This window comes from Cytobacillus sp. FSL K6-0129, assembly GCF_038007625.1.
Classification (GTDB): Bacteria; Bacillota; Bacilli; order Bacillales; family Cytobacillaceae; genus Cytobacillus; species Cytobacillus kochii.
Genome location: NZ_JBBOXM010000001.1, coordinates 3348857 through 3366931 on the forward strand (window position 1 = coordinate 3348857; position 18075 = coordinate 3366931).

Here is an 18075-nt window from a genome sequence, read left to right on the forward strand (position 1 = left end):
ATGGATCAGGAGGATACCTAGTGATGGATATAATGAATATGACAGTAACCTTAGCATTATTAGGCGGGCTATTGGCATTTTTCTCTCCGTGTACGCTACCGTTATATCCGACTTTTATCTCTTATATTACCGGGGTATCGGTAAATGACCTGAAACAAAAGCATGGTGCACAGTCGAAGGTAATCCTTCATGCGGTTGCGTTTTGTTTCGGATTAGCATCTTTAAACTATGTATTGGGTTTTTCTGCGAGTTTTCTTGGGGAGTTTTTTAGAGAATATAATGATCTCATTCGCATGTTTGGTGGGATTTTCCTTGTTATGATGGGGATATTTTTAATGGGTTTTTTTCAGCCGAAACTTCTTATGAAGGAGATACGCCTCTTTAAATATAAACAAGCAGGAACTTTTTTGAGTTCATACTTAGTAGGCGTCATTTTTGCTGCCGCTTGGATCCCATGTATTGGCCCCATCTTAGGTGCTATTATTTACGCTAGTTTGGCTCAACCACCAGAACAAACTTTTATCCATATTACAGCTTATTCGTTAGGATTTTCTATACCGTTTATTTTACTAGGTTTTGCTATTGAGAAGGTGCGATTCTTTCATAAATATTCGAGTCATTTGATGAAAATGGGTGGTTTCATTTTGATTATTATTGGGGTAATGGTCTATTTTGATCAAGTGTATGTCATCAACATTTGGGGAGCGAAGGCGGAATTCTTTTTGAAAGGGTTGTGGGGGATGATTACTAGTTAGCACAAAGGGGGACAATTAGTTGAATCAGTTTAATATAAAGTGGCAAAACCCAATCATCCGTCTGTTTATTTTAGGCATGCTACCTTTGATCGTGCTGTCTATCATATTTTTTAGTACTTTACCGAGTGAATTGTATTGGATCCCAAACAGTTTATTAATGATTGGTACAGTCGTTATGATTCTTACTAGTGCTATACTTTACAGAAAAAGTAAGTAGGAAGAGTTGAGTACAAAACCATAAAAAAGACATGAACAAATGTTTCTGGGAATTTGCTCATGTCATTTAAATTGGGTTTTCTCTTTTTATTTACCAATTAAAGACGGTTTTAAGAGTAAAGAGAATCAATGAGTACAAAAGGGAAGCCAATAAGAAAGTGGGCAGGTGGGCATAGTCTTCCTCCGGTAACTCTTTACTGATGACATTAAAGATCATTGCGCCTGAACTGAAAGCGATGATGGAGTGGACGAATAACCCTGTAGTAGGGCCCATTGATCCGGCAAGTGCCCCTATAAGCGTAGCTATCGCAAATAGAAAGCGTCCGTATTGATGGTGAATATCCTCGTTTTCTTTTCCAATATGATAGGATATGCCGATAAAGTGAAGACCGATGGCTAATCCATAAAATAAAGCTTCACCAGAGTGAACATCAGATGAGAATACAATATAAGAAACCATAAATGTATAGATAGCGAAAAAAGTTGCTTGCACAAAATAGGCGGCGTTTTGGTTCATTTTTTGCGCTTTTGTAGATTTTGCGAATTTATACACACTATAGTAAACAATTAATCCGATCAACCCTAAGAAGTATAGTTCGGAATCGATCGCTAGTGTGCCACCTAACTTATCTTGTTCTTCATGCATGGAAGGGAGAATATATACAAATACATAAGCGATCGCCACACCGCCGGAAAGTGAAAGTATTTTCTGCTCTTTCATTGGTAGCCATTTAATAATCCTTAGTGCAAAAAGTTGAATGAATATAAGAATAACGCCAATGATGATGGATTCAATGGTCATGGTGATTCCCCTCCTATTTCTCTACCCTTCTATATACCCAAAAATCATAAATGAGTCATCCTCCGCCAATTTTTATTTGTCTGGTTATTTAACCTGACGAGACGAGATAAAAGGCCAATAGTAGTAATAAGTAAGCTATGAGAGGGAAAAGAATAATCCATGGTCAGTGGTAGATGACGCCGCGTGCCTGCCCTATGAGCCCAGGCCTTTCATTGGTAATCGAAAGATAAATCGTCGGCAAATATTGTTTTCCCGTGCCGCCGAGAAATAGATAAAGACCCGTGATTTGGCCGAAATACACAACCAACAATGGTGAAAAAAGTAAAAAAGGAAGCGTTAGCGAGTCATTCAGCACGAAAATCCGCCACGAAAGCCGAGCAAATAGCATTAGCAAGTCATTCAGCCAGAAAATCCGTCACGAAAGCCGAGCAAATAGCATTAGCGAGCCATTCAACTAGAAAACCCGCCACGAAAGCCGAGCAAATAGCATTAGCAAGTCATTCAGCCAGAAAATCCGTCACGAAAGCCGAGCAAATAGCATTAGCAAGTCATTCAGCCAGAAAATCCGTCACGAAAGCCGAGCAAATAGCATTAGCGAGTCACTCAGTCAGAAAATCCGCCACGAAAGCCGAGCAAATAGCATTAGCGAGTCACTCAGTCAGAAAATCTGCCACGAAAGCCGAGCAAATAGCATTAGCAAGTCATACAGCCAGAAAATCCGTCACGAAAGCCGAGCAAATAGTATTAGCGATTCACTCAGTCAGAAAATCCGCCACGAAAGCCGAGCAAATAGCATTAGCGAGTCATTCAGCCAGAAAATCCGTCACGAAAGCCGAGCAAATAGCATAGGCGAGTCATTCAGTTAGAAAATCCGCCACGAAAGCCGAGCAAATAGCATTAGCGAGTCATTCAGTTAGAAAATCCGCCACGAAAGCCGAGCAAATAGCATTAGCAAGTCATTCAGTTAGAAAATCCGCCACGAAAGCCGAGCAAATAGCATTAGCGAGTCATTCAGTCAGAAAATCAGCCACGAAAGCCGAGCAAATAGCATTAGCAAGTCATTCAGTCAGAAAATTCGTCACGAAAGCCGAGCAAATAGGGCATTAGCGAGTCATTCAGTTAGAAAATCAGCCACGAAAGCCGAGCAAATAGCATTAGCGAGTCACTCAGCCAGAAAATCCGCCACGAAAGCCGAGCAAAACACATTTGCCTTTCACTTCTCCCATTGACTTTCAAAACCCAGTTGATTACAATTACATTTAAATATTTTCACTCTAAAAGCAATGAAGAGAAAAAGTAGAATGTGTCGTTTTTTAAGCAGAGAGCTTCGGTAGCTGAGAAGAAGCAAAAAGCAATCATTCGAAAATGGTCTCTGAGCTGTGTACTGAACATACTTGTTTATAAGTATAAGTAGGCTACACCGAGTTTTGGCACTCGTTATCAATGTCACAGTATAAAGGCCGATTGGGACTGGCGTACTTGATGAGGCAAGTAGGGTAACCTATTTGTGAAATAAGGTGGTAACGCGTGGTGTAAACCTCGCCCTTAGCTAGAAATAGCTATGGGGCGAGGTTTTTTGTTTGCAGTCATGTCTCAATCAATCAGGCTAACAATTTAGGGGGAATAGAAGATGAGTATTTTTATTGGTGGGGCGTGGGCTTATGCAAATGGATCTTTACATCTCGGTCATGTTTCAAGTTTGCTACCTGGAGACATTTTGGCAAGATATTATCGTTTAAAAGGAGAAAAAGTGCTATATGTTTCAGGCAGTGATTGTAATGGTACACCGATTACTGTGAAGGCAAGACAGGCGGGGGTAGAGCCGCAGGCGATAGCGGATCACTATCACCAAGAGTTTGTTGATTGCTTTACGCAATTAGGTTTTTCTTATGATATTTATACAAGAACAGATACAGCTCATCATCATCATGTAGTACAAGAAATATTTTTAGCGCTTTTAGAAAAAGGCTTGATCTACAAGCGAAAGGTAGAGCAAACCTATTGTGACCATTGTCAGCAGTTCTTGCCAGACCGCTATGTGGAAGGATTATGTCCAGTTTGCAATGAACCTGCCAGAGGTGATCAATGTGATCATTGTGCAACCATCTTAGAGCCCCTTGAACTTCATGAACGCAGCTGTAAAATTTGTGGTCACACACCGACGACAAGGGAGACAGAACATTTTTATTTTGCACTAAGTGACTTACAAGCTGATTTGGAGAAATATACACAACGGGCTGAGGTGCAACATTTATGGAGAGAGAATGCACTGCATTTAACGAAAAGGTATTTAGGTGAAGGCTTGCACGACAGAGCCATTTCTCGAGATCTACCAATCGGTGTCAGTGTCCCTGTTTCTGGTTATGAAGATAAAAAGGTGTATGTATGGATTGAGGCGGTTTCAGGCTATTATTCAGCAAGTAAAAAGTGGGCCGAAGAAAACAATCAGGATGATCATCATTTTTGGTCAAATGAAACAACCTCGTATTATGTGCACGGAAAAGATAATATCCCGTTCCACACGGTCATTTGGCCCGCCATTTTACAAGGAATAGGAATTGCGGCATTGCCGACAAGGGTGATTTCCAACGAATATGTTACTTTAGAAAAAAAGAAGTTATCGACGAGTAAAAATTGGGCTGTTTGGGTGCCTGATTTCTTAGAAAGATATGAACCAGATTCGATTCGCTACTTTCTTACGATTAATGCACCGGAGAATCGCGATGCCGATTTTTCTTGGATAGAGTTTATCTATAGTCATAATAGCGAATTGCTCGGTGCATATGGGAATTTTGTGAATCGTACGTTGAAGTTTATTGAAAAATCATTTGCCGGTGTCATTACAACGACGGATATTGATGAAAAGATAAAAGGAGAAATTAACTGCTTATATCAAGAAGTTGGAAACCTCATTGAACAAGGGAGCATGAAGCAAGCCCTAGAGAATATATTCGCCTATGTGCGAAAATCTAATAAATATTTTGATGAGCAAAAGCCATGGCAACAATGGCATGAGGATCAAGGAACTTGTGAAAAAACGTTAGCTAATTGTGTTTATCTTCTTGCCAACCTCGCGCAATTACTTTCTCCTTTTTTACCGTTTTCAAGTGAAAAGGTATTTGAATTACTCAATGTCCAAGAGCGGAGATGGCAAGAGGTTGTTTTGAATGGTGTGACACTCACTGCACCAGTTGAACCATTGTTTGCGCGCATTGATGTAGAGAACATTGAAAAAGAATTAACGAGATTACAAGCACAATCACTTATCTAATAATCGCCGGAAGCAGGACTTTACTTAGCAAACAAAGAACCAATACTTGGGTGGTGAAGTGATGAGGTCAGAAACAGAAATGATGGCTACGATTATAGACTTTGCAAAAAACGAAGAGAGGATTTTTGCTGTCTATATGAACGGTTCCAGAACAAATATAAATGTCCCAAGAGACCAGTTTCAAGATTATGATATTGTTTATGTCGTTGAAGATACCGAGCCTTTTATTAAAAATCAAAATTGGATCGCATCATTCGGCGAGTTGATTATGAAGCAAGAACCAGATAAAAATGATTTTGGTAAAGAAATAGTGCAAGACTTCAAGAGTTATGGTTTTCTGATGCTATTTACAGACGGCAATCGCATCGATCTTCGCTTTCAAACGAAGGAAGTGATGCGAAAAGAATATGGGGAAGATAAACTGACTGTTCCTTTATTAGATAAAGGTGAGTACTTGCCCATTATTCCTCCTCCGACAGATGTCGATTACCACGTGCAAACACCGAGTGAAGGTGAATATGATGCTTATACAAATAACTTCTGGTGGTGTCTACAAAATGTGGCGAAAGGCATTTGGCGAGATGAATGGCCATATGCTCAAGCAATGTTTAACTCTGACATAAGAGACGCATTAAACAAAATGGTCGATTGGTGGATCGGTATTCAATATGATTTTCGTATTTCTACTGGTAAGTTAGAAAAATATTATAAGTGTTATCTCCCTCCTTCCTATTGGGAGATGTACAGAAAAACTTATAGTGATGGAGATGAGGAAAATATGTGGGAAGCAGTTATGACCACATGCGAATTGTTTCGTGCGTTAGCTCAAGAAGTGGCTAATCACCTTCGATTCTCTTATCCTATCAATGATGATCGCCGCATGTTGGCGTATTTGGAGGGGGTTAGGCAATTACCGAAAGCGTGAAGGAGATAGGCTACTTAAAGAATGAGAGGAAAAAGCGGAAAAAGGGATTGAAGACCTTTCGTATAAGGGTAAAGAATTGTACGACTTAAAAGCAAAGGGATGGATTCACACAATGAATATTCTTTCCTATTCTTATAAAAAACGGGGAGCGATTGAATTTACTTTCGATGCTTTTCCCCATTCAAAAGTAGTCTTTCACCCAATTAAAACGTATTATTTCATTCGCACTGTGCGCTGGAATGCGGCGGATCCTGTTGTGACAAGAAGAGATTTAGAGAGAATGGAAATGGTAGCTAACTTAGAGATGGGTACACTTGAACATTATAAAAAAAGAAAAGGTTATAAACCACTAACACTATAAATGTAAGCCAGTAAGGAGGAAGCCGATGCCATCTTATCAACCTAAATTACCTTTAACAGCGGATGAAAGGTCTAGACTACGAGAGGCAAGATTGAAGATCAGCCAAATACATATACTTGGGATAAAAGAAATTAGTCAGCATTTAAATATATCAGATGAAAGGGCACGGAAGATTAAGGGATGGGCAGACTTCCAATTGGTGCCCTCAATTGGTTTTGAATTAGCGGATAAACTTGTTCGATATCTGCAAATCTATCGTTTAGAAGATATAAAGAATGAAAACCCTGGACAACTATTTGATCTGCTGGAAAAGGAAATGGGTGTGAGAACGGATGGCTGTGTGGAAGATCAAATTCGCTGTGTCATTCATTTTGCTAACAATAAGCAAATGTCTAAAAAATGGTTTGACTTCACGGAGGAGAGGAAGGCGTATCGCATAACACATGGCTTTCCATCAGATCGACCAGAGAAATCGTGGAGGGACTAGGAGAAGTTGGCTATTGTGATTCAAGAGAGTAGCTTATTGCAAAGTCCGCTCTCCATCAAAAGTCGTAAGTAAGATACAGCTTTTATCGGTCGTGATGAGTTCTCTTTTGTATAAAAATATAATTAGATAAAGGAGGACTGATGATGCAATGATAGAAGGCTTATATGAAGCTCATTTACCAGTCAAAAATTTAGATGACGCGATTGAATTTTATACGAATCTAGGGTTACAGGTGGCATTAAGGGATGAAGATACAGTATTTCTCTGGATTGAAAAGGATAAAAGTTGGTTAGGTCTATGGCAAGGTGAAGAGTACAAGTTGCCTTATCATCCTTCTGTTAGACATGTTGCCTTTCGCGTTTCCTATGAAAATTTAAAGCGGTCATTAAATTGGTTAGAAACAAAGGGAATTGAAGCAGTGCCATTTGGTAACAGAAAGTCGGTGGCTCCATTTATTCGATCACATCAAAGTAATGCGTCAGTTTATTTTAAAGACCCGGACGGCAATAGTTTAGAGTTGATGTGTACGGTGGATACACCAGAGGAGTTGCAGAAAGTTTGCAAAAAGTGGTCTATCACTGAATGGGAAGAATCTTTGAAGGGACTTAAGCTACAAGATATATATAAATAGAGTAATTTTACGAAAAAATGTTGCTTCATATATCATTTTTTCGTTTTTTTTTGCCTTGTAAGAGTTGAGCGGTAATATGGTTACATTTAGAAAATGCCAAAGAGATAAAGTGATAAAAATAGGTTACTTGTCCACACGAAAATGATCTCTTCTTAATAAACTATCAGGATAAAGATTAAATTCTTGTGGAAAGGAGTGTTACATTTGGCTGATTGTAATAGAAATGCTTTAGGGACATGTTCCGATGCAGGTGGCTATAATACTACTGCAAGTGGTGTGGCTTCGCATGCGGAAGGTAGTACAACAGAAGCTGTTGGCACAGCGTCTCATGCGGAGGGCTATAATAGTATAGCAACTGGTGAGACATCACATGCCGAGGGTTATGCATCAACAGCAACAGGTGCAGCTTCTCACGTGGAAGGCTCAAGTACTAATGCGACGGAGGTCGCCGCACATAGTGAAGGGTTTAATACACTAGCGAGTGGGCAAGCCTCCCATGCGGAGGGGAATTCGACGGAAGCTTTAGGCACAGCATCCCATGTGGAAGGCTTTGAGAATATGGCGATTGCTGATAGCTCACATGCAGAAGGTTATGGAACAACAACAGATGGAATTGGTTCACATGCAGAAGGGGCTCAATCAAATGCAGGTGGAGTCGCTGCGCATGCAGAAGGTTTTAGTACAACTGCAAACGGCGATGGGTCTCATGCGGAGGGGAATTCGACAAATGCATTAGGGACAGCATCCCATGCGGAGGGATTTGAAAGTTTGGCCATCGGTGAAGTATCACACGCTGAGGGACATGGGACTGAAGCAAGTGGATATGCCTCTCATGCCGAGGGGATTAATACTTCGGCAATTGGAAATGAGGCACATGCGGAAGGAACAAATACATCGGCGATTGGAGATAATAGTCATTCAGAAGGTTATGCCACAACGGCTAGTGGGGAAACCTCTCATGCAGAAGGTTCAGAAACAAATGCAAGCGGAGATGTTTCGCATGCAGAAGGTTCAGAATCTACAGCAAGTGGAGAGGCTGCGCATGCAGAAGGGTTAGGTACAACCGCGAGTGGGGATGCCTCTCATGCGGAAGGGGATGGTACGTTAGCTTCTGGTAGTGCTGCACATGCCGAGGGTTTATCTACTACTGCTACTGCTACCGCCTCTCATGCAGAAGGTGGTTCAACAAATGCAACAGCTTATGGTGCGCATGCCGAGGGCATTCAAACAACTGCATCTAATTCTGGGGCCCATGCCGAGGGTTTTCTAAGTGTAGCAAGTAACTTTGGCACTCATGCCGAAGGGTACAATACTCTAGCGATAGGAGCCTACTCTCATGCAGAAGGGGGGAGTACACAGGCACAAGGTGTGTATACTCATGCGGAAGGATATTTAACCGTTGCAAGTGGAGATGCAGCTCATGCGGAAGGTACTTCAACAGTTGCTTCTGGTACTTGGTCTCATGCGGAGGGTGATGGATCAGAGGCATCTGGCTACAATTCCCATGCCGAAGGAAATTCCACAATCGCCTCAGGCACTTTTGCACATGCCCAAGGGCAGAGTACAGTAGCGGCAGGCTCTGCTTCCCATGCAGAGGGCTACTTATCTAGTACAACACTTGACGCCCCGTATGCTCATGCAGAAGGATTAGGTACAATTGCCAGCGGAAATGCTTCTCATGCGGAAGGAACAGAAAATACCGCAAGTGGTTTTTCAGCACACGCAGAAGGGGGTTCAGATGGTGCAAACTTACCTGCACCTAACACTGCAAGCGGCAATAGTTCCCATGTTGAAGGATTTAACAATGTGGCGAGTGGATTAGCAAGTCATGCAGAAGGCACAGATACGATAGCTTCAGGTGATTACTCTCATGCGGAGGGACTTGGAACAAGTACAAATGGTCAAGCCGGCGCACATATTATAGGTAGATACGGTGATGCCGAAGAACCTTTTTCATGGTTTATTGGTAACGGTACAGCTGCAGACACAAGAAGCCTCGGTGCTAAATGGTTAGCTAGTAATGGCGAAATGTATATTGATGGAGCCACATACAATACTGGTGGGGCAGATATAGCAGAGATGTTTGAAAGTATAGATGGCTTGGCAATTGATCCAGGATACTTTGTTACATTAGAAGGAGATAAGATGCGAAAGGCAACTGCATCTGATAGCTATATTCTTGGTGTAACAAGTGCTACTCCAAGTTTATTAGGTAATAGTGCAAGCTTGAATTGGCAGGGGAAATATGAATTAGATGAATGGGGACGTAGAATATACACCCATATTGAAGTACCTTTGCCAGCTACAAAAAATGGAGAACCTCGCTCATCGGTTACAGAAACCAAACCGATCATTAGTACGAAATGGGATCCATCGCAATCTTATGTTTCAAGACAAGATAGACAAGAGTGGTCTGCAGTAGGGTTATTGGGACAATTAAGAGTAAGAGATGATGGTAGTTGTCAAGTGAATGGCTATTGTTTACCAAATGATGAAGGAATAGCAACTACTTCACAGCAAGGGTATCGCGTGATCAAAAGAACGGCCGCTAATCAAGTCATTATTATGATAAAAGGCAATGAAAGTGAAATAATCGAGCTTTCTAACCGATATCAACAAGAGCAACAAGAAATGAAACAAATGCTTTCCCAGTTGGCTAATACAATTAATAATAAAAATAATTAAACCGTAAGAATGTAGGGTTTCTATAAAGAGGAACCCTATGTTTACATAATAAACTAAAAATCTGGGGGGGAAAACGATTGGAATCTAGAATTACATTTGATACAGAGGCGAAGGCTGGCTATATTTATTTACTGCCTGATTCAGAAACGTATACTATTCAAGCAACAGAAGATGTGGGTGATTCTCCATTACTAGTCGATATTGATGAGCATGATCGAATCGTTGGTATAGAATGTTTTGGAGAGATTGCGCAAAGATTATCCCCGATAGCAGGGGAAGAAAAAATATATCACGAAAATGGAGAAACCCTATCCTTCCGGCTATCTGGACAAGCTGTTAAGAAACATTATCTGCTAAAAGGCATCCAATTTTATTTTGCTGATGAGCAGTCTAAATACTTTATCGGCTTCGACATTATTGATCTTCACAAATATAAGAAACAGATTTTAAAAAGCATGGTAAAATAATTTTTAGTTTTTTTTCGCTTTCAAGAAATAAATCTTTTTAATTCAGCCATTACTGTTTTTAAAGTTTGAAGGGATTGTTCCGTATGATAGTTGATGTCGAGTGAGTGATTTGCGCCATCGATTATTTTTATTTGAATAGAACGTTCCTTCATTTCTTCGATTGTTTCATGATGGAAATATGGATCTTGATTACCGATGACGAGTAACACCTCTTGCGTTATAAGTACTGTTGCCTTAGCGATTGATGGGAGTTTTAATAACGGTGTTAAAAGAATAATCTGTGCCTCACGGAAAATTTCTTCTTTCGCAAGGTGTAAAGTGATCGGTATCGTACCAAGAGATTTGCCCAACAGGATGGTTTTTTGATAGATATGTTTTTGAGATAGATCCGTAATAACTAGGTGAATATCTGCCATCATTAAGGATGAAATGTCTTCTACTCTATGTGTTTTTAATAAATTTGCTTCATATTGATAATGGATATGAACAACATCAATGCCCTGTTCAATCATCATCATCGTAGCGTAGTAAAACAATGGATGATTATAGTTGTATCCCGCTCCTGAAAACATAATACATACGGACGGAGCACCTGAATTTATATGAGTATATCTAACTACTTTTTCCTCTTTTTGTAAGTTTCTTTCGTGAATTTCCATCGATTTCCCCTTGTTATTTTTTATAAGTAGTGTAACATATTTCCTGTACTGTATTTTCTGAATCTTATATTTTTTTGTAAGGGGTGATACCTATCGGGTGGAGAAATCCTGCGCTGCTTATATTGGGTATAGGCGTTTCTTATTTAGGAAATTGGATTTATTTGATTGCGTTGAACGTATATATTATTGACTTAACCGGTTCTGCAGCTGCAGTTGCGGGTCTTTATATTATTAGACCTCTAGCAATGCTTATGACCAACCTTTGGTCAGGAAGCGTGATTGATAGAGTAAATAAAAGAAGGTTAATGATTTTTATCGATATTGTACGTGGTCTTTTAGTTGTCTGTTTACCATTTTTACATTCATTATGGTTAATTTACTTTTTATTGTTACTTATTAATTTGGCTGGTAGTTTCTTTGGACCAAGCTCACAAGTATACATAACCAAATTAATTCCAGAGTCAGAACGTAAGCGAGTTAACTCTCTTATCGGAATGGCAGGTAATGGGGCAATTATGATTGGTCCAGCTATTGCAGGTGTACTAATGACGACGGTTAGTTTGGCTGTCTGCTTCTATATTAATGCGGCTACTTTTATTATTTGTGCTTTCTTTATTTTCTTACTTCCTAATGTGGATGAGCAGAATAATCATGTTAGAGAGCGAATTCGCTTAAAAACATTAATAGAAGATTGGCGAACAATTATCCGGTTTTCAAAAGGAGCCAAATATTTTATATCTGTCTATTTGTTGTTCCAAACGACGATGCTCATATGTGTCGCCCTAGATTCTCAAGAAGTTACCTTTTTAACGAGAGATCTTGGCCTATCTAATGAAGCGTATGGCTATATTGTGGCTATGACAGGTATCGGTGCTATATTTGGCGGTTTATGTTCGAGTTTATTAGCGAAAAAATTATCATTAAAACTATATATTGGTGCGGGGATGTTATTGACATCCATCGGTTACATTGTCTTCTATGCATCTTCACATTATTTGACTGCAACCATAGCCTTTGTCATATTAGGGTTCTTCTTTACGTTTGCAAATGCAGGTTACGTTACTTTTTTCCAAAAACAAGTACCTGTCGACATAATGGGGAGGTTTGCAAGTGTAGCTGATCTATTGCAAGGAATCGTCCAAATTGGTTTGACATTACTACTGGGTCTCCTAGCTGAGTGGTTTACCCTACAAGAAGTAAGTGTTGTATTTGCAGTGATTAGTGGAATTGTTTCCATTGCGTTAGTCGCAACTATCTATCGTCCATCAAAGGCAAGTTATTTTGAAGATAAGGCTGTCTCTAGCTAATGATTTGCTCCTAACTTCCGATTGAAGTATGATGAATGAAAATGAGAGATAAAGGAGATTAGCGATGAAAAGTGTCATGCCTTTTCTCATGTTTCAAGATGGCCAAGCAGAGCAAGCGATGAATTATTATACGTCAATTATTGAAGACTCAAGCATTATAAATATTGTCCGCTATGGTGAAAATGAAGCGGGTGATGAAGGAACAGTAATGAATGCCATATTCAAGCTAAAGGACCAAGAAGTGATGTGCATTGATAGTAATATCGCCCATCAGTTCAATTTCACACCAAGCTTTTCCTTTTATTTGAATTGTGATACTGAGGAAGAACTTCGTGTTGTCTACGAAAAGCTAGTAGACGGTGGTACGGAATTAATGCCTTTAGGTGATTATGGTTTTAGTCAACAATTTGCCTGGATTAATGATCGCTTCGGTGTGTCTTGGCAAATCAATCTACCTTAAGTAAAAAGATGGCGAGGGTTATGTATTCCCTTCTGCCATCTTTTTTAATGCTATCGCTCTTTTGGTTATGAATCGTTGCATATAAGCTTTTAAAAAGAGGAAGTCTGCTATCTTTCCAATCAATCCTAATGGTGAAATATAAGAAAATGAATCAATCATTTCTGTTCCTTCATCATGCTCGCGGAACTCATGAACATGGATAAATGATTGAAAAGCACCCTTTACCAATACATCTGTAAATTGATAGGGGCGTTCCATCTCCGTAACTTTTGCTGTTAGTCTCTGCTTTACACCAAAATGTATAGCTTCCCATGTTACTGTATCCCCACTCCTGAGTAAACCTGAAGTCACTCCGGCAACAGCTCGCTCCTGTGATTGCTTTGCTGTCTCCGTATGTACTTCCACATTTCTAGCTAAATCAAAACATAAGTGAATATCGGCATGAATCAACAAACGATGTTTAATGACAGGCATCTGTAAACCCCCTTATTTTAGTGATAACAAAAGCATTCGATGAAATCAACCACCATAAACAAGATCATTGAGGTAACCGTTGATTAATTATTTAGATAGTCTAAATAATTAATATTTCAGAAAAATTAGTTTTGTAAAATTTGTGTATATTTTTCTTTAATTTTTATTTAAAAAAAGAGGAATAATCGGAAGAATTAAACTGAAGAATATTATAGTAAACAGGAGAAATAATAAGTATTTGAGAGAATTATAAAGGTTTTTCTAGATAGGTGCGCTATAGTGAACGCACAGCTTTAAATATCCTCGGTAATTCTTGCTATTTACAATTTGAATGTATTAATAATATAATAGAAAAGTATTTTGTAGTATATTGCTTAATCTTTTTTCTAAGAACGGGGGACCCAATTTTTACAGCGGACATGTCCGTTTGGGGTGAATCTATGTATGTTAGAGGGGCTTACTGTTTCCCTTAGTCCTAACCCGAAAGCTAACCTCGTCAGCATTAAAGGAGACAAAAGGAGTTTATATGATTGCGGGAAAATGACTGAAAAGGCTTTTTTTTTTGGTTTATTTTCACCTTAAATTAATTAACCTTGTTTCCCTTGCCTAAGCACTAGATCAAATTTATAGAAGGTGAGGTTTTTTAAATGAAAAAAATATTTAAAATGAGTCTAGCTACTCAAATTTTGATTGGTTTGATTTTAGGTATTGCCATCGGTGGTATTTTCTACGGAAATGAAACCGCTCAAGGTATTTTACAGCCATTTGGTGATTTATTTATTCGTTTAATTAAAATGATTGTTGTACCTATCGTTCTTTCAACAATCATCGTTGCTATTGCTGGTGTTGGTGACATTAAATCAGTCGGTAAGCTCGGCGGGAAATCACTGTTTTATTTCATTGGAATGACAATGGTAGCGATTGCAGTGGGACTTATTTCTGCTAATATATTCCAACCTGGAGCGGGTTTGGATATGGAGAGCTTAGAACAGAATGATATTTCTGGATATGTTGAAACGAATGAAGAGCAAGAAGGAAAATCAATAGCCGACACACTATTGCATATTGTACCGACAAATCCGGTTCAAGCAATGGTGGAAGGTGACATGCTTGCGATTATATTCTTTGCCGTTGTATTTGGACTAGGAGTCGCAGCAATAGGTGAAAAAGGGAAACCAGTATTAAGATTTTTTGAAGGCACAGCTAAGGCCATGTTTTATGTAACAAACTTATTTATGAAGTACGCACCAATAGGGGTGTTTGCGTTAATTGGTGTGACTATTTCAAAATATGGTTTTGCTTCATTGATTCCTTTGGGGAAATTAGCGTTAACAGTGTATGGTACAATGGCATTCTTCGTTATCGTTATTTTAGGAATTATGGCTAAAATTATCGGTGTGAATATCTTTAAATTACTTGGATCCATTAAAGAAGAATTACTGCTTGCTTTCTCAACAGCGAGTTCAGAAACGGTTCTTCCAAGAATTATGGACAAGATGGAACAAGCAGGAAGCCCGAAACATATCGCTTCTTTTGTTATTCCAACTGGTTACTCATTTAACCTCGATGGTTCCGTTTTATACCAAGCCATTGCAGCATTATTTATTGCACAAATGTTTGGTATTGAGTTAAGTATTGTTGAACAAATCACACTAATGCTTGTACTAATGATTACTTCTAAAGGTATGGCAGGTGTACCAGGCGTTTCGTTTGTTGTTCTACTAGCTACTTTCAGTACAATTGGACTACCTGCAGCAGGTCTTGCTTTTATCGCAGGTATCGACCGTATCCTAGATATGGGTCGTACAGCAGTAAACGTAGTTGGTAATTCCCTTGCTGCACTTGTTATCGCAAAGTGGGAAGGCCAATTTAACCCGCCATCTGATAATAAAGTTCAAAAAGCTTCTTAAAAGTTATCATAGAATTTGTATGCCACAGAATTTAATTCTGTGGTATTTTTTTTGTTTGCGATTAATAGTCTAACTTGGCTGCATAACCTAAAATGCGAGGGAAGAGAATAAGAAACTATGTGGCAGGAATCAAATACACGCACAAGCTAAGGGAAAGCGAAGAAGAATTGCGCGCAAAAGCCGGATACGCGCAAAAGAGGTATAGAGAAGGGGGAGGAAATGCGCGCAAGAGCCAAAAACGCGCACAAGCTAAGGGAAAGAGAAAAGGAATTGCGCGCAAATGCCAGATACGCGCAAAAGAGGTATAGAGGAAGCCGAGGAAATGCGCGCAAGAGCAAAATATGCGCACAAGTTATGAGAAAGAGAAGAAGAATTGCACGCAAAAGCCAGATACGCGCAAAAGAGTCATAGAGAAGGGGGAGGAAATGCGCGAAAGAGCCAAAAACGCGCACAAGTTATGAGAGAGAGAAGAAGAATTGCGCGTAAATGCCAGATACGCGTAAAAGAGGTATAGAGAAGGGGAAGGAAATGCGCGAAAGAGCCAAATATGCGCACAAGTTATGAGAAAGCGAAGAAGAATTGCGCGCAAAAGCCAGATACGCGCAAAAGTGGTATAGAGGAAGCCGAGGAAATGCGCGAAAGAGCCAAATATGCGCACAAGTTATGAGAGAGAGAAGAAGAATTGCGCGCAAAAGCCGGATACGCGCAAAAGAGGTATAGAGAAGGGGGAGGAAATGCGCGAAAGAGCCAAATATGCGCACAAGTTATGAGAGAGAGAAGAAGAATTGCGCGCAAAAGCCAGATACGCGCAAAAGAGGTATAGAGGGAGTCGAGGAAATGCGCGCAAGAGCCAAAAACGCGCACAAGTTATGAGAAAGCGAAGAAGAATTGCGCGCAAAAGCCAGATACGCGCAAAAGAGTCATAGAGAAGGCAGAGGAAATGCGCGAAAGAGCCAAATACGCATACAAGTCTAAAAAAAGCAGGAAACACTTTACTCCAAAAGTATCGCGCTCAATGCGGACTTCGCTGTCAAAAGCAGGGCCCTGCATATTAAATGACTAGTTAGGGCCTTTGAATAGATAGGAAGTGGTATAATTTACTAAAATAAGGTGGAATCTATATGCCGATTCATTTAAATGTCGCAACAGGAAGCTGAGGGAATTGCTTTAACTTGGCAGTATGATGCCCCCTATGATTTTTATAATATTGAAGAAGATGAGGAGGATTTAGTTGCATTTTTGGATGAAAAAGAACGGGGCGAGTTTGTTTTTTCTGTAAAGGATGAAGAAGAGCTTATCGCTTTTTTGATGATTGAGCAAATGGGTGACTCAATGGATATAGGCCTTGGAATGAGACTAGACTTAACTGGTCAAGGAAAAGGTGCCACTTTCTTAAAGGCTGCGATGTGTTTTTTAAGAAAGAATTATGAACCTAAACAGATGACATTATCTGTAGCTACTTTCAATAAAAGGGCGATTAAACTATATAAACGAATGGGGTTTCGCATGAGTCGCATATATATGCAAGAAACAAACGGAAGTACTTATGAGTTTATAAATATGGTAATTGATTGTTATAAAAGTGTATAGGGAGTGGGTTAGCGGTTGCAAATTAAACAGCAAGTAGATAAATTATCGGATCATGAAGCAAGATCCTTACTGTTACAAATGTTATTACATACTGAAATGCTTCGTTCAGGAAATTACTCTGATGAGGATTATATGACTAGCATGAAGAAGTTTTATCAAGCAGTGTTAACATTTGATAAGGAAACTCCTCCTATTCAAGGAGGTAATATACATATTGTTTTTAGCGATTCGAGTGCGGGGAGTTTAAAACAAGCAATAAAGAAATTAAAAGTAAGTGATAGAGTTATTACTATTCCGATTAATTTTTCGATAGGGCCATTATGGCAATTGCATCAAATAGAGGGTCTTGAGAAGCGTAGGGACTGGTTGTTTGAACGTATTAATTTAGAAGATGAATTTATTTTTGACTATATTCCACGGATAGAAGAAAGTTGGATGAAGTTACAGGCATTACCCGAACAATGTAAAATTTTTATTTGGGGATGTGAAAATGCGCATGAACAGGCAGGAATAGCCTATGCAGTCTACCTATTACGGGAGAAAAACAATCAAGTATATATAGGTTTAGATCAGGAGCACCAGCAAAGTTTTACACGTCAAGATATTCTACATACAGGTGAGCTTGCGCCCGAGCAGTGGATGGAATATATAAAAAATGTGGAAAATTATCTCCTCTTATCAATAGATGAACGTCAAAAATGGATAGAGCTTTGGGTTACGCTTGCTCAATCGAAGGACGTCTTTTTAAGGACATGGGAAGAAGGAAGGTTGACTTCTGTCAGTGAAAATTATTTAGATGAGATGATTATTGCTAAGGCAAGGGAACTTCAAAAGGGAAAAGAATTTATGAAGTCTGCCCGCCTAATTGGTGAGGTCATTGGACATTTAGACCAACCCATTGGGGATTTGTTTATTGAATACCGTCTAAGAACGCTAGCTTTATTAGGGGTTTTTGAATTGAAGGGTGTGCCGAGGGCAATGAGATTTTATAGTGTACGCCTCAAGTCGAAAGAATAATCAATATGGTTAGGCCTCCCCCAAAAAAGGGAGGTTTATTTAATGAAAATTTTAATTT

The 18075-nt window shown here is 39.4% G+C and carries 19 protein-coding genes, 1 riboswitch and 1 other annotated feature; of the genes, 16 read left to right on the top strand and 3 right to left on the bottom strand.

Going from position 1 to position 18075, the window contains the following annotated elements; genetic code table 11:
• Window positions 1-23 precede the first annotated feature (23 nt).
• Window positions 24-755 carry a cytochrome c biogenesis CcdA family protein gene (locus MHI57_RS16860; RefSeq protein ID WP_340978642.1) on the top strand — a complete coding sequence of 244 codons (732 nt, stop codon included), beginning with the start codon at window positions 24-26 and terminating at the stop codon, window positions 753-755.
• A gap of 19 nt (window positions 756-774) precedes the next feature.
• Window positions 775-972 carry a hypothetical protein gene (locus MHI57_RS16865; protein ID WP_340977372.1) on the top strand — a complete coding sequence of 66 codons (198 nt, stop codon included), beginning with the start codon at window positions 775-777 and terminating at the stop codon, window positions 970-972.
• A gap of 90 nt (window positions 973-1062) precedes the next feature.
• Here MHI57_RS16865 and MHI57_RS16870 read toward each other — a convergent pair whose 3' ends face one another.
• The gene (locus MHI57_RS16870) at window positions 1063-1773 is read right to left on the bottom strand and encodes a hypothetical protein (RefSeq protein ID WP_340977373.1); all 711 of its coding nucleotides are present in this window, start codon (window positions 1771-1773) and stop codon (window positions 1063-1065) included.
• Window positions 1774-2082: 309 nt separating this feature from the next.
• Between MHI57_RS16870 and MHI57_RS16875 the strand changes: the two genes are divergently transcribed.
• The 8 genes from MHI57_RS16875 to MHI57_RS16910 all read left to right on the top strand — a co-directional run bounded on the left by MHI57_RS16875 (window position 2083) and on the right by MHI57_RS16910 (window position 10600).
• Entirely contained in the window at window positions 2083-2622 is a 540-nt protein-coding gene (locus MHI57_RS16875; protein ID WP_322910267.1) for a hypothetical protein, read from the top strand.
• A gap of 425 nt (window positions 2623-3047) precedes the next feature.
• Window positions 3048-3323 (top strand) — a binding site (T-box leader).
• Window positions 3324-3403: 80 nt separating this feature from the next.
• The gene (gene metG, locus MHI57_RS16880; protein WP_340977375.1) at window positions 3404-5044 is read left to right on the top strand and encodes a methionine--tRNA ligase; all 1641 of its coding nucleotides are present in this window, start codon (window positions 3404-3406) and stop codon (window positions 5042-5044) included.
• 61 nt (window positions 5045-5105) lie between these two features.
• Window positions 5106-5969 carry an aminoglycoside 6-adenylyltransferase gene (locus tag MHI57_RS16885; protein WP_095370980.1) on the top strand — a complete coding sequence of 288 codons (864 nt, stop codon included), beginning with the start codon at window positions 5106-5108 and terminating at the stop codon, window positions 5967-5969.
• Between the two features lie 112 nt (window positions 5970-6081).
• A complete protein-coding gene (locus tag MHI57_RS16890) occupies window positions 6082-6330 on the top strand; it encodes a hypothetical protein (protein ID WP_322910332.1) in 249 nt (82 codons plus the stop codon).
• A 25-nt stretch (window positions 6331-6355) separates the two neighbouring features.
• Complete coding sequence (locus MHI57_RS16895; protein ID WP_095370978.1) at window positions 6356-6817, top strand: helix-hairpin-helix domain-containing protein; 462 nt, start codon at window positions 6356-6358, stop codon at window positions 6815-6817.
• 148 nt (window positions 6818-6965) lie between these two features.
• Window positions 6966-7448: a VOC family protein gene (locus MHI57_RS16900; protein ID WP_095370977.1), complete on the top strand. Its 483-nt coding sequence runs from the start codon at window positions 6966-6968 to the stop codon at window positions 7446-7448.
• Between the two features lie 204 nt (window positions 7449-7652).
• On the top strand, window positions 7653-10133 hold the full coding sequence (locus MHI57_RS16905) for a peptidase G2 autoproteolytic cleavage domain-containing protein (protein WP_340977381.1): 2481 nt from the start codon (window positions 7653-7655) through the stop codon (window positions 10131-10133).
• A gap of 77 nt (window positions 10134-10210) precedes the next feature.
• A complete protein-coding gene (locus MHI57_RS16910) occupies window positions 10211-10600 on the top strand; it encodes a DUF2283 domain-containing protein (RefSeq protein WP_340977383.1) in 390 nt (129 codons plus the stop codon).
• A gap of 20 nt (window positions 10601-10620) precedes the next feature.
• On the opposite strand, the gene MHI57_RS16915 is transcribed toward MHI57_RS16910, so the two are convergent.
• Window positions 10621-11259, bottom strand: coding sequence for an alpha/beta family hydrolase (locus tag MHI57_RS16915; protein WP_322910268.1), 639 nt, complete (start codon window positions 11257-11259; stop codon window positions 10621-10623).
• Window positions 11260-11342: 83 nt separating this feature from the next.
• Here MHI57_RS16915 and MHI57_RS16920 point away from each other — a divergent pair, with 83 nt between their 5' ends.
• Together MHI57_RS16920 and MHI57_RS16925 are read left to right on the top strand one after the other, a co-directional pair.
• Entirely contained in the window at window positions 11343-12566 is a 1224-nt protein-coding gene (locus MHI57_RS16920; RefSeq protein WP_322910333.1) for an MFS transporter, read from the top strand.
• Window positions 12567-12630: 64 nt separating this feature from the next.
• Entirely contained in the window at window positions 12631-13026 is a 396-nt protein-coding gene (locus MHI57_RS16925) for a VOC family protein (protein WP_328198920.1), read from the top strand.
• A gap of 18 nt (window positions 13027-13044) precedes the next feature.
• Here the strand turns inward: MHI57_RS16925 and MHI57_RS16930 are convergent, their stop codons facing one another.
• Window positions 13045-13500, bottom strand: coding sequence for an SRPBCC family protein (locus tag MHI57_RS16930; RefSeq protein ID WP_095370972.1), 456 nt, complete (start codon window positions 13498-13500; stop codon window positions 13045-13047).
• Between the two features lie 361 nt (window positions 13501-13861).
• A riboswitch (cyclic di-AMP (ydaO/yuaA leader) is annotated at window positions 13862-14017 on the top strand.
• A 130-nt stretch (window positions 14018-14147) separates the two neighbouring features.
• On the opposite strand from MHI57_RS16930, the gene MHI57_RS16935 reads away from it, so the two are divergent.
• The 4 genes from MHI57_RS16935 to MHI57_RS16950 all read left to right on the top strand — a co-directional run bounded on the left by MHI57_RS16935 (window position 14148) and on the right by MHI57_RS16950 (window position 18017).
• A complete protein-coding gene (locus MHI57_RS16935) occupies window positions 14148-15410 on the top strand; it encodes a cation:dicarboxylate symporter family transporter (protein ID WP_340977387.1) in 1263 nt (420 codons plus the stop codon).
• A 219-nt stretch (window positions 15411-15629) separates the two neighbouring features.
• Window positions 15630-15821, top strand: a complete 192-nt coding sequence (locus MHI57_RS16940) for a hypothetical protein (RefSeq protein WP_340977388.1) — start codon at window positions 15630-15632, stop codon at window positions 15819-15821.
• 726 nt (window positions 15822-16547) lie between these two features.
• Window positions 16548-17000: a GNAT family N-acetyltransferase gene (locus MHI57_RS16945; protein WP_340977389.1), complete on the top strand. Its 453-nt coding sequence runs from the start codon at window positions 16548-16550 to the stop codon at window positions 16998-17000.
• Window positions 17001-17015: 15 nt separating this feature from the next.
• Window positions 17016-18017, top strand: a complete 1002-nt coding sequence (locus MHI57_RS16950; protein ID WP_340977390.1) for a DUF1835 domain-containing protein — start codon at window positions 17016-17018, stop codon at window positions 18015-18017.
• Window positions 18018-18075 lie beyond the last annotated feature (58 nt).

Bases quoted from the DNA above. Each gene is read 5' to 3' on its own strand.
- MHI57_RS16860 (WP_340978642.1), top strand. From the start codon at position 24: ATGGATATAATGAATATGACAGTAACCTTAGCATTATTAGGCGGGCTA.
- MHI57_RS16870 (WP_340977373.1), bottom strand. From the start codon at position 1,773: ATGACCATTGAATCCATCATCATTGGCGTTATTCTTATATTCATTCAA.
- MHI57_RS16875 (WP_322910267.1), top strand. From the start codon at position 2,083: ATGGTGAAAAAAGTAAAAAAGGAAGCGTTAGCGAGTCATTCAGCACGA.
- metG (WP_340977375.1), top strand. From the start codon at position 3,404: ATGAGTATTTTTATTGGTGGGGCGTGGGCTTATGCAAATGGATCTTTA.
- MHI57_RS16885 (WP_095370980.1), top strand. From the start codon at position 5,106: ATGAGGTCAGAAACAGAAATGATGGCTACGATTATAGACTTTGCAAAA.
- MHI57_RS16890 (WP_322910332.1), top strand. From the start codon at position 6,082: ATGAATATTCTTTCCTATTCTTATAAAAAACGGGGAGCGATTGAATTT.
- MHI57_RS16895 (WP_095370978.1), top strand. From the start codon at position 6,356: ATGCCATCTTATCAACCTAAATTACCTTTAACAGCGGATGAAAGGTCT.
- MHI57_RS16900 (WP_095370977.1), top strand. From the start codon at position 6,966: ATGATAGAAGGCTTATATGAAGCTCATTTACCAGTCAAAAATTTAGAT.
- MHI57_RS16915 (WP_322910268.1), bottom strand. From the start codon at position 11,259: ATGGAAATTCACGAAAGAAACTTACAAAAAGAGGAAAAAGTAGTTAGA.
- MHI57_RS16925 (WP_328198920.1), top strand. From the start codon at position 12,631: ATGAAAAGTGTCATGCCTTTTCTCATGTTTCAAGATGGCCAAGCAGAG.
- MHI57_RS16930 (WP_095370972.1), bottom strand. From the start codon at position 13,500: ATGCCTGTCATTAAACATCGTTTGTTGATTCATGCCGATATTCACTTA.
- MHI57_RS16935 (WP_340977387.1), top strand. From the start codon at position 14,148: ATGAAAAAAATATTTAAAATGAGTCTAGCTACTCAAATTTTGATTGGT.
- MHI57_RS16940 (WP_340977388.1), top strand. From the start codon at position 15,630: ATGCGCGCAAGAGCCAAAAACGCGCACAAGCTAAGGGAAAGAGAAAAG.
- MHI57_RS16945 (WP_340977389.1), top strand. From the start codon at position 16,548: ATGTCGCAACAGGAAGCTGAGGGAATTGCTTTAACTTGGCAGTATGAT.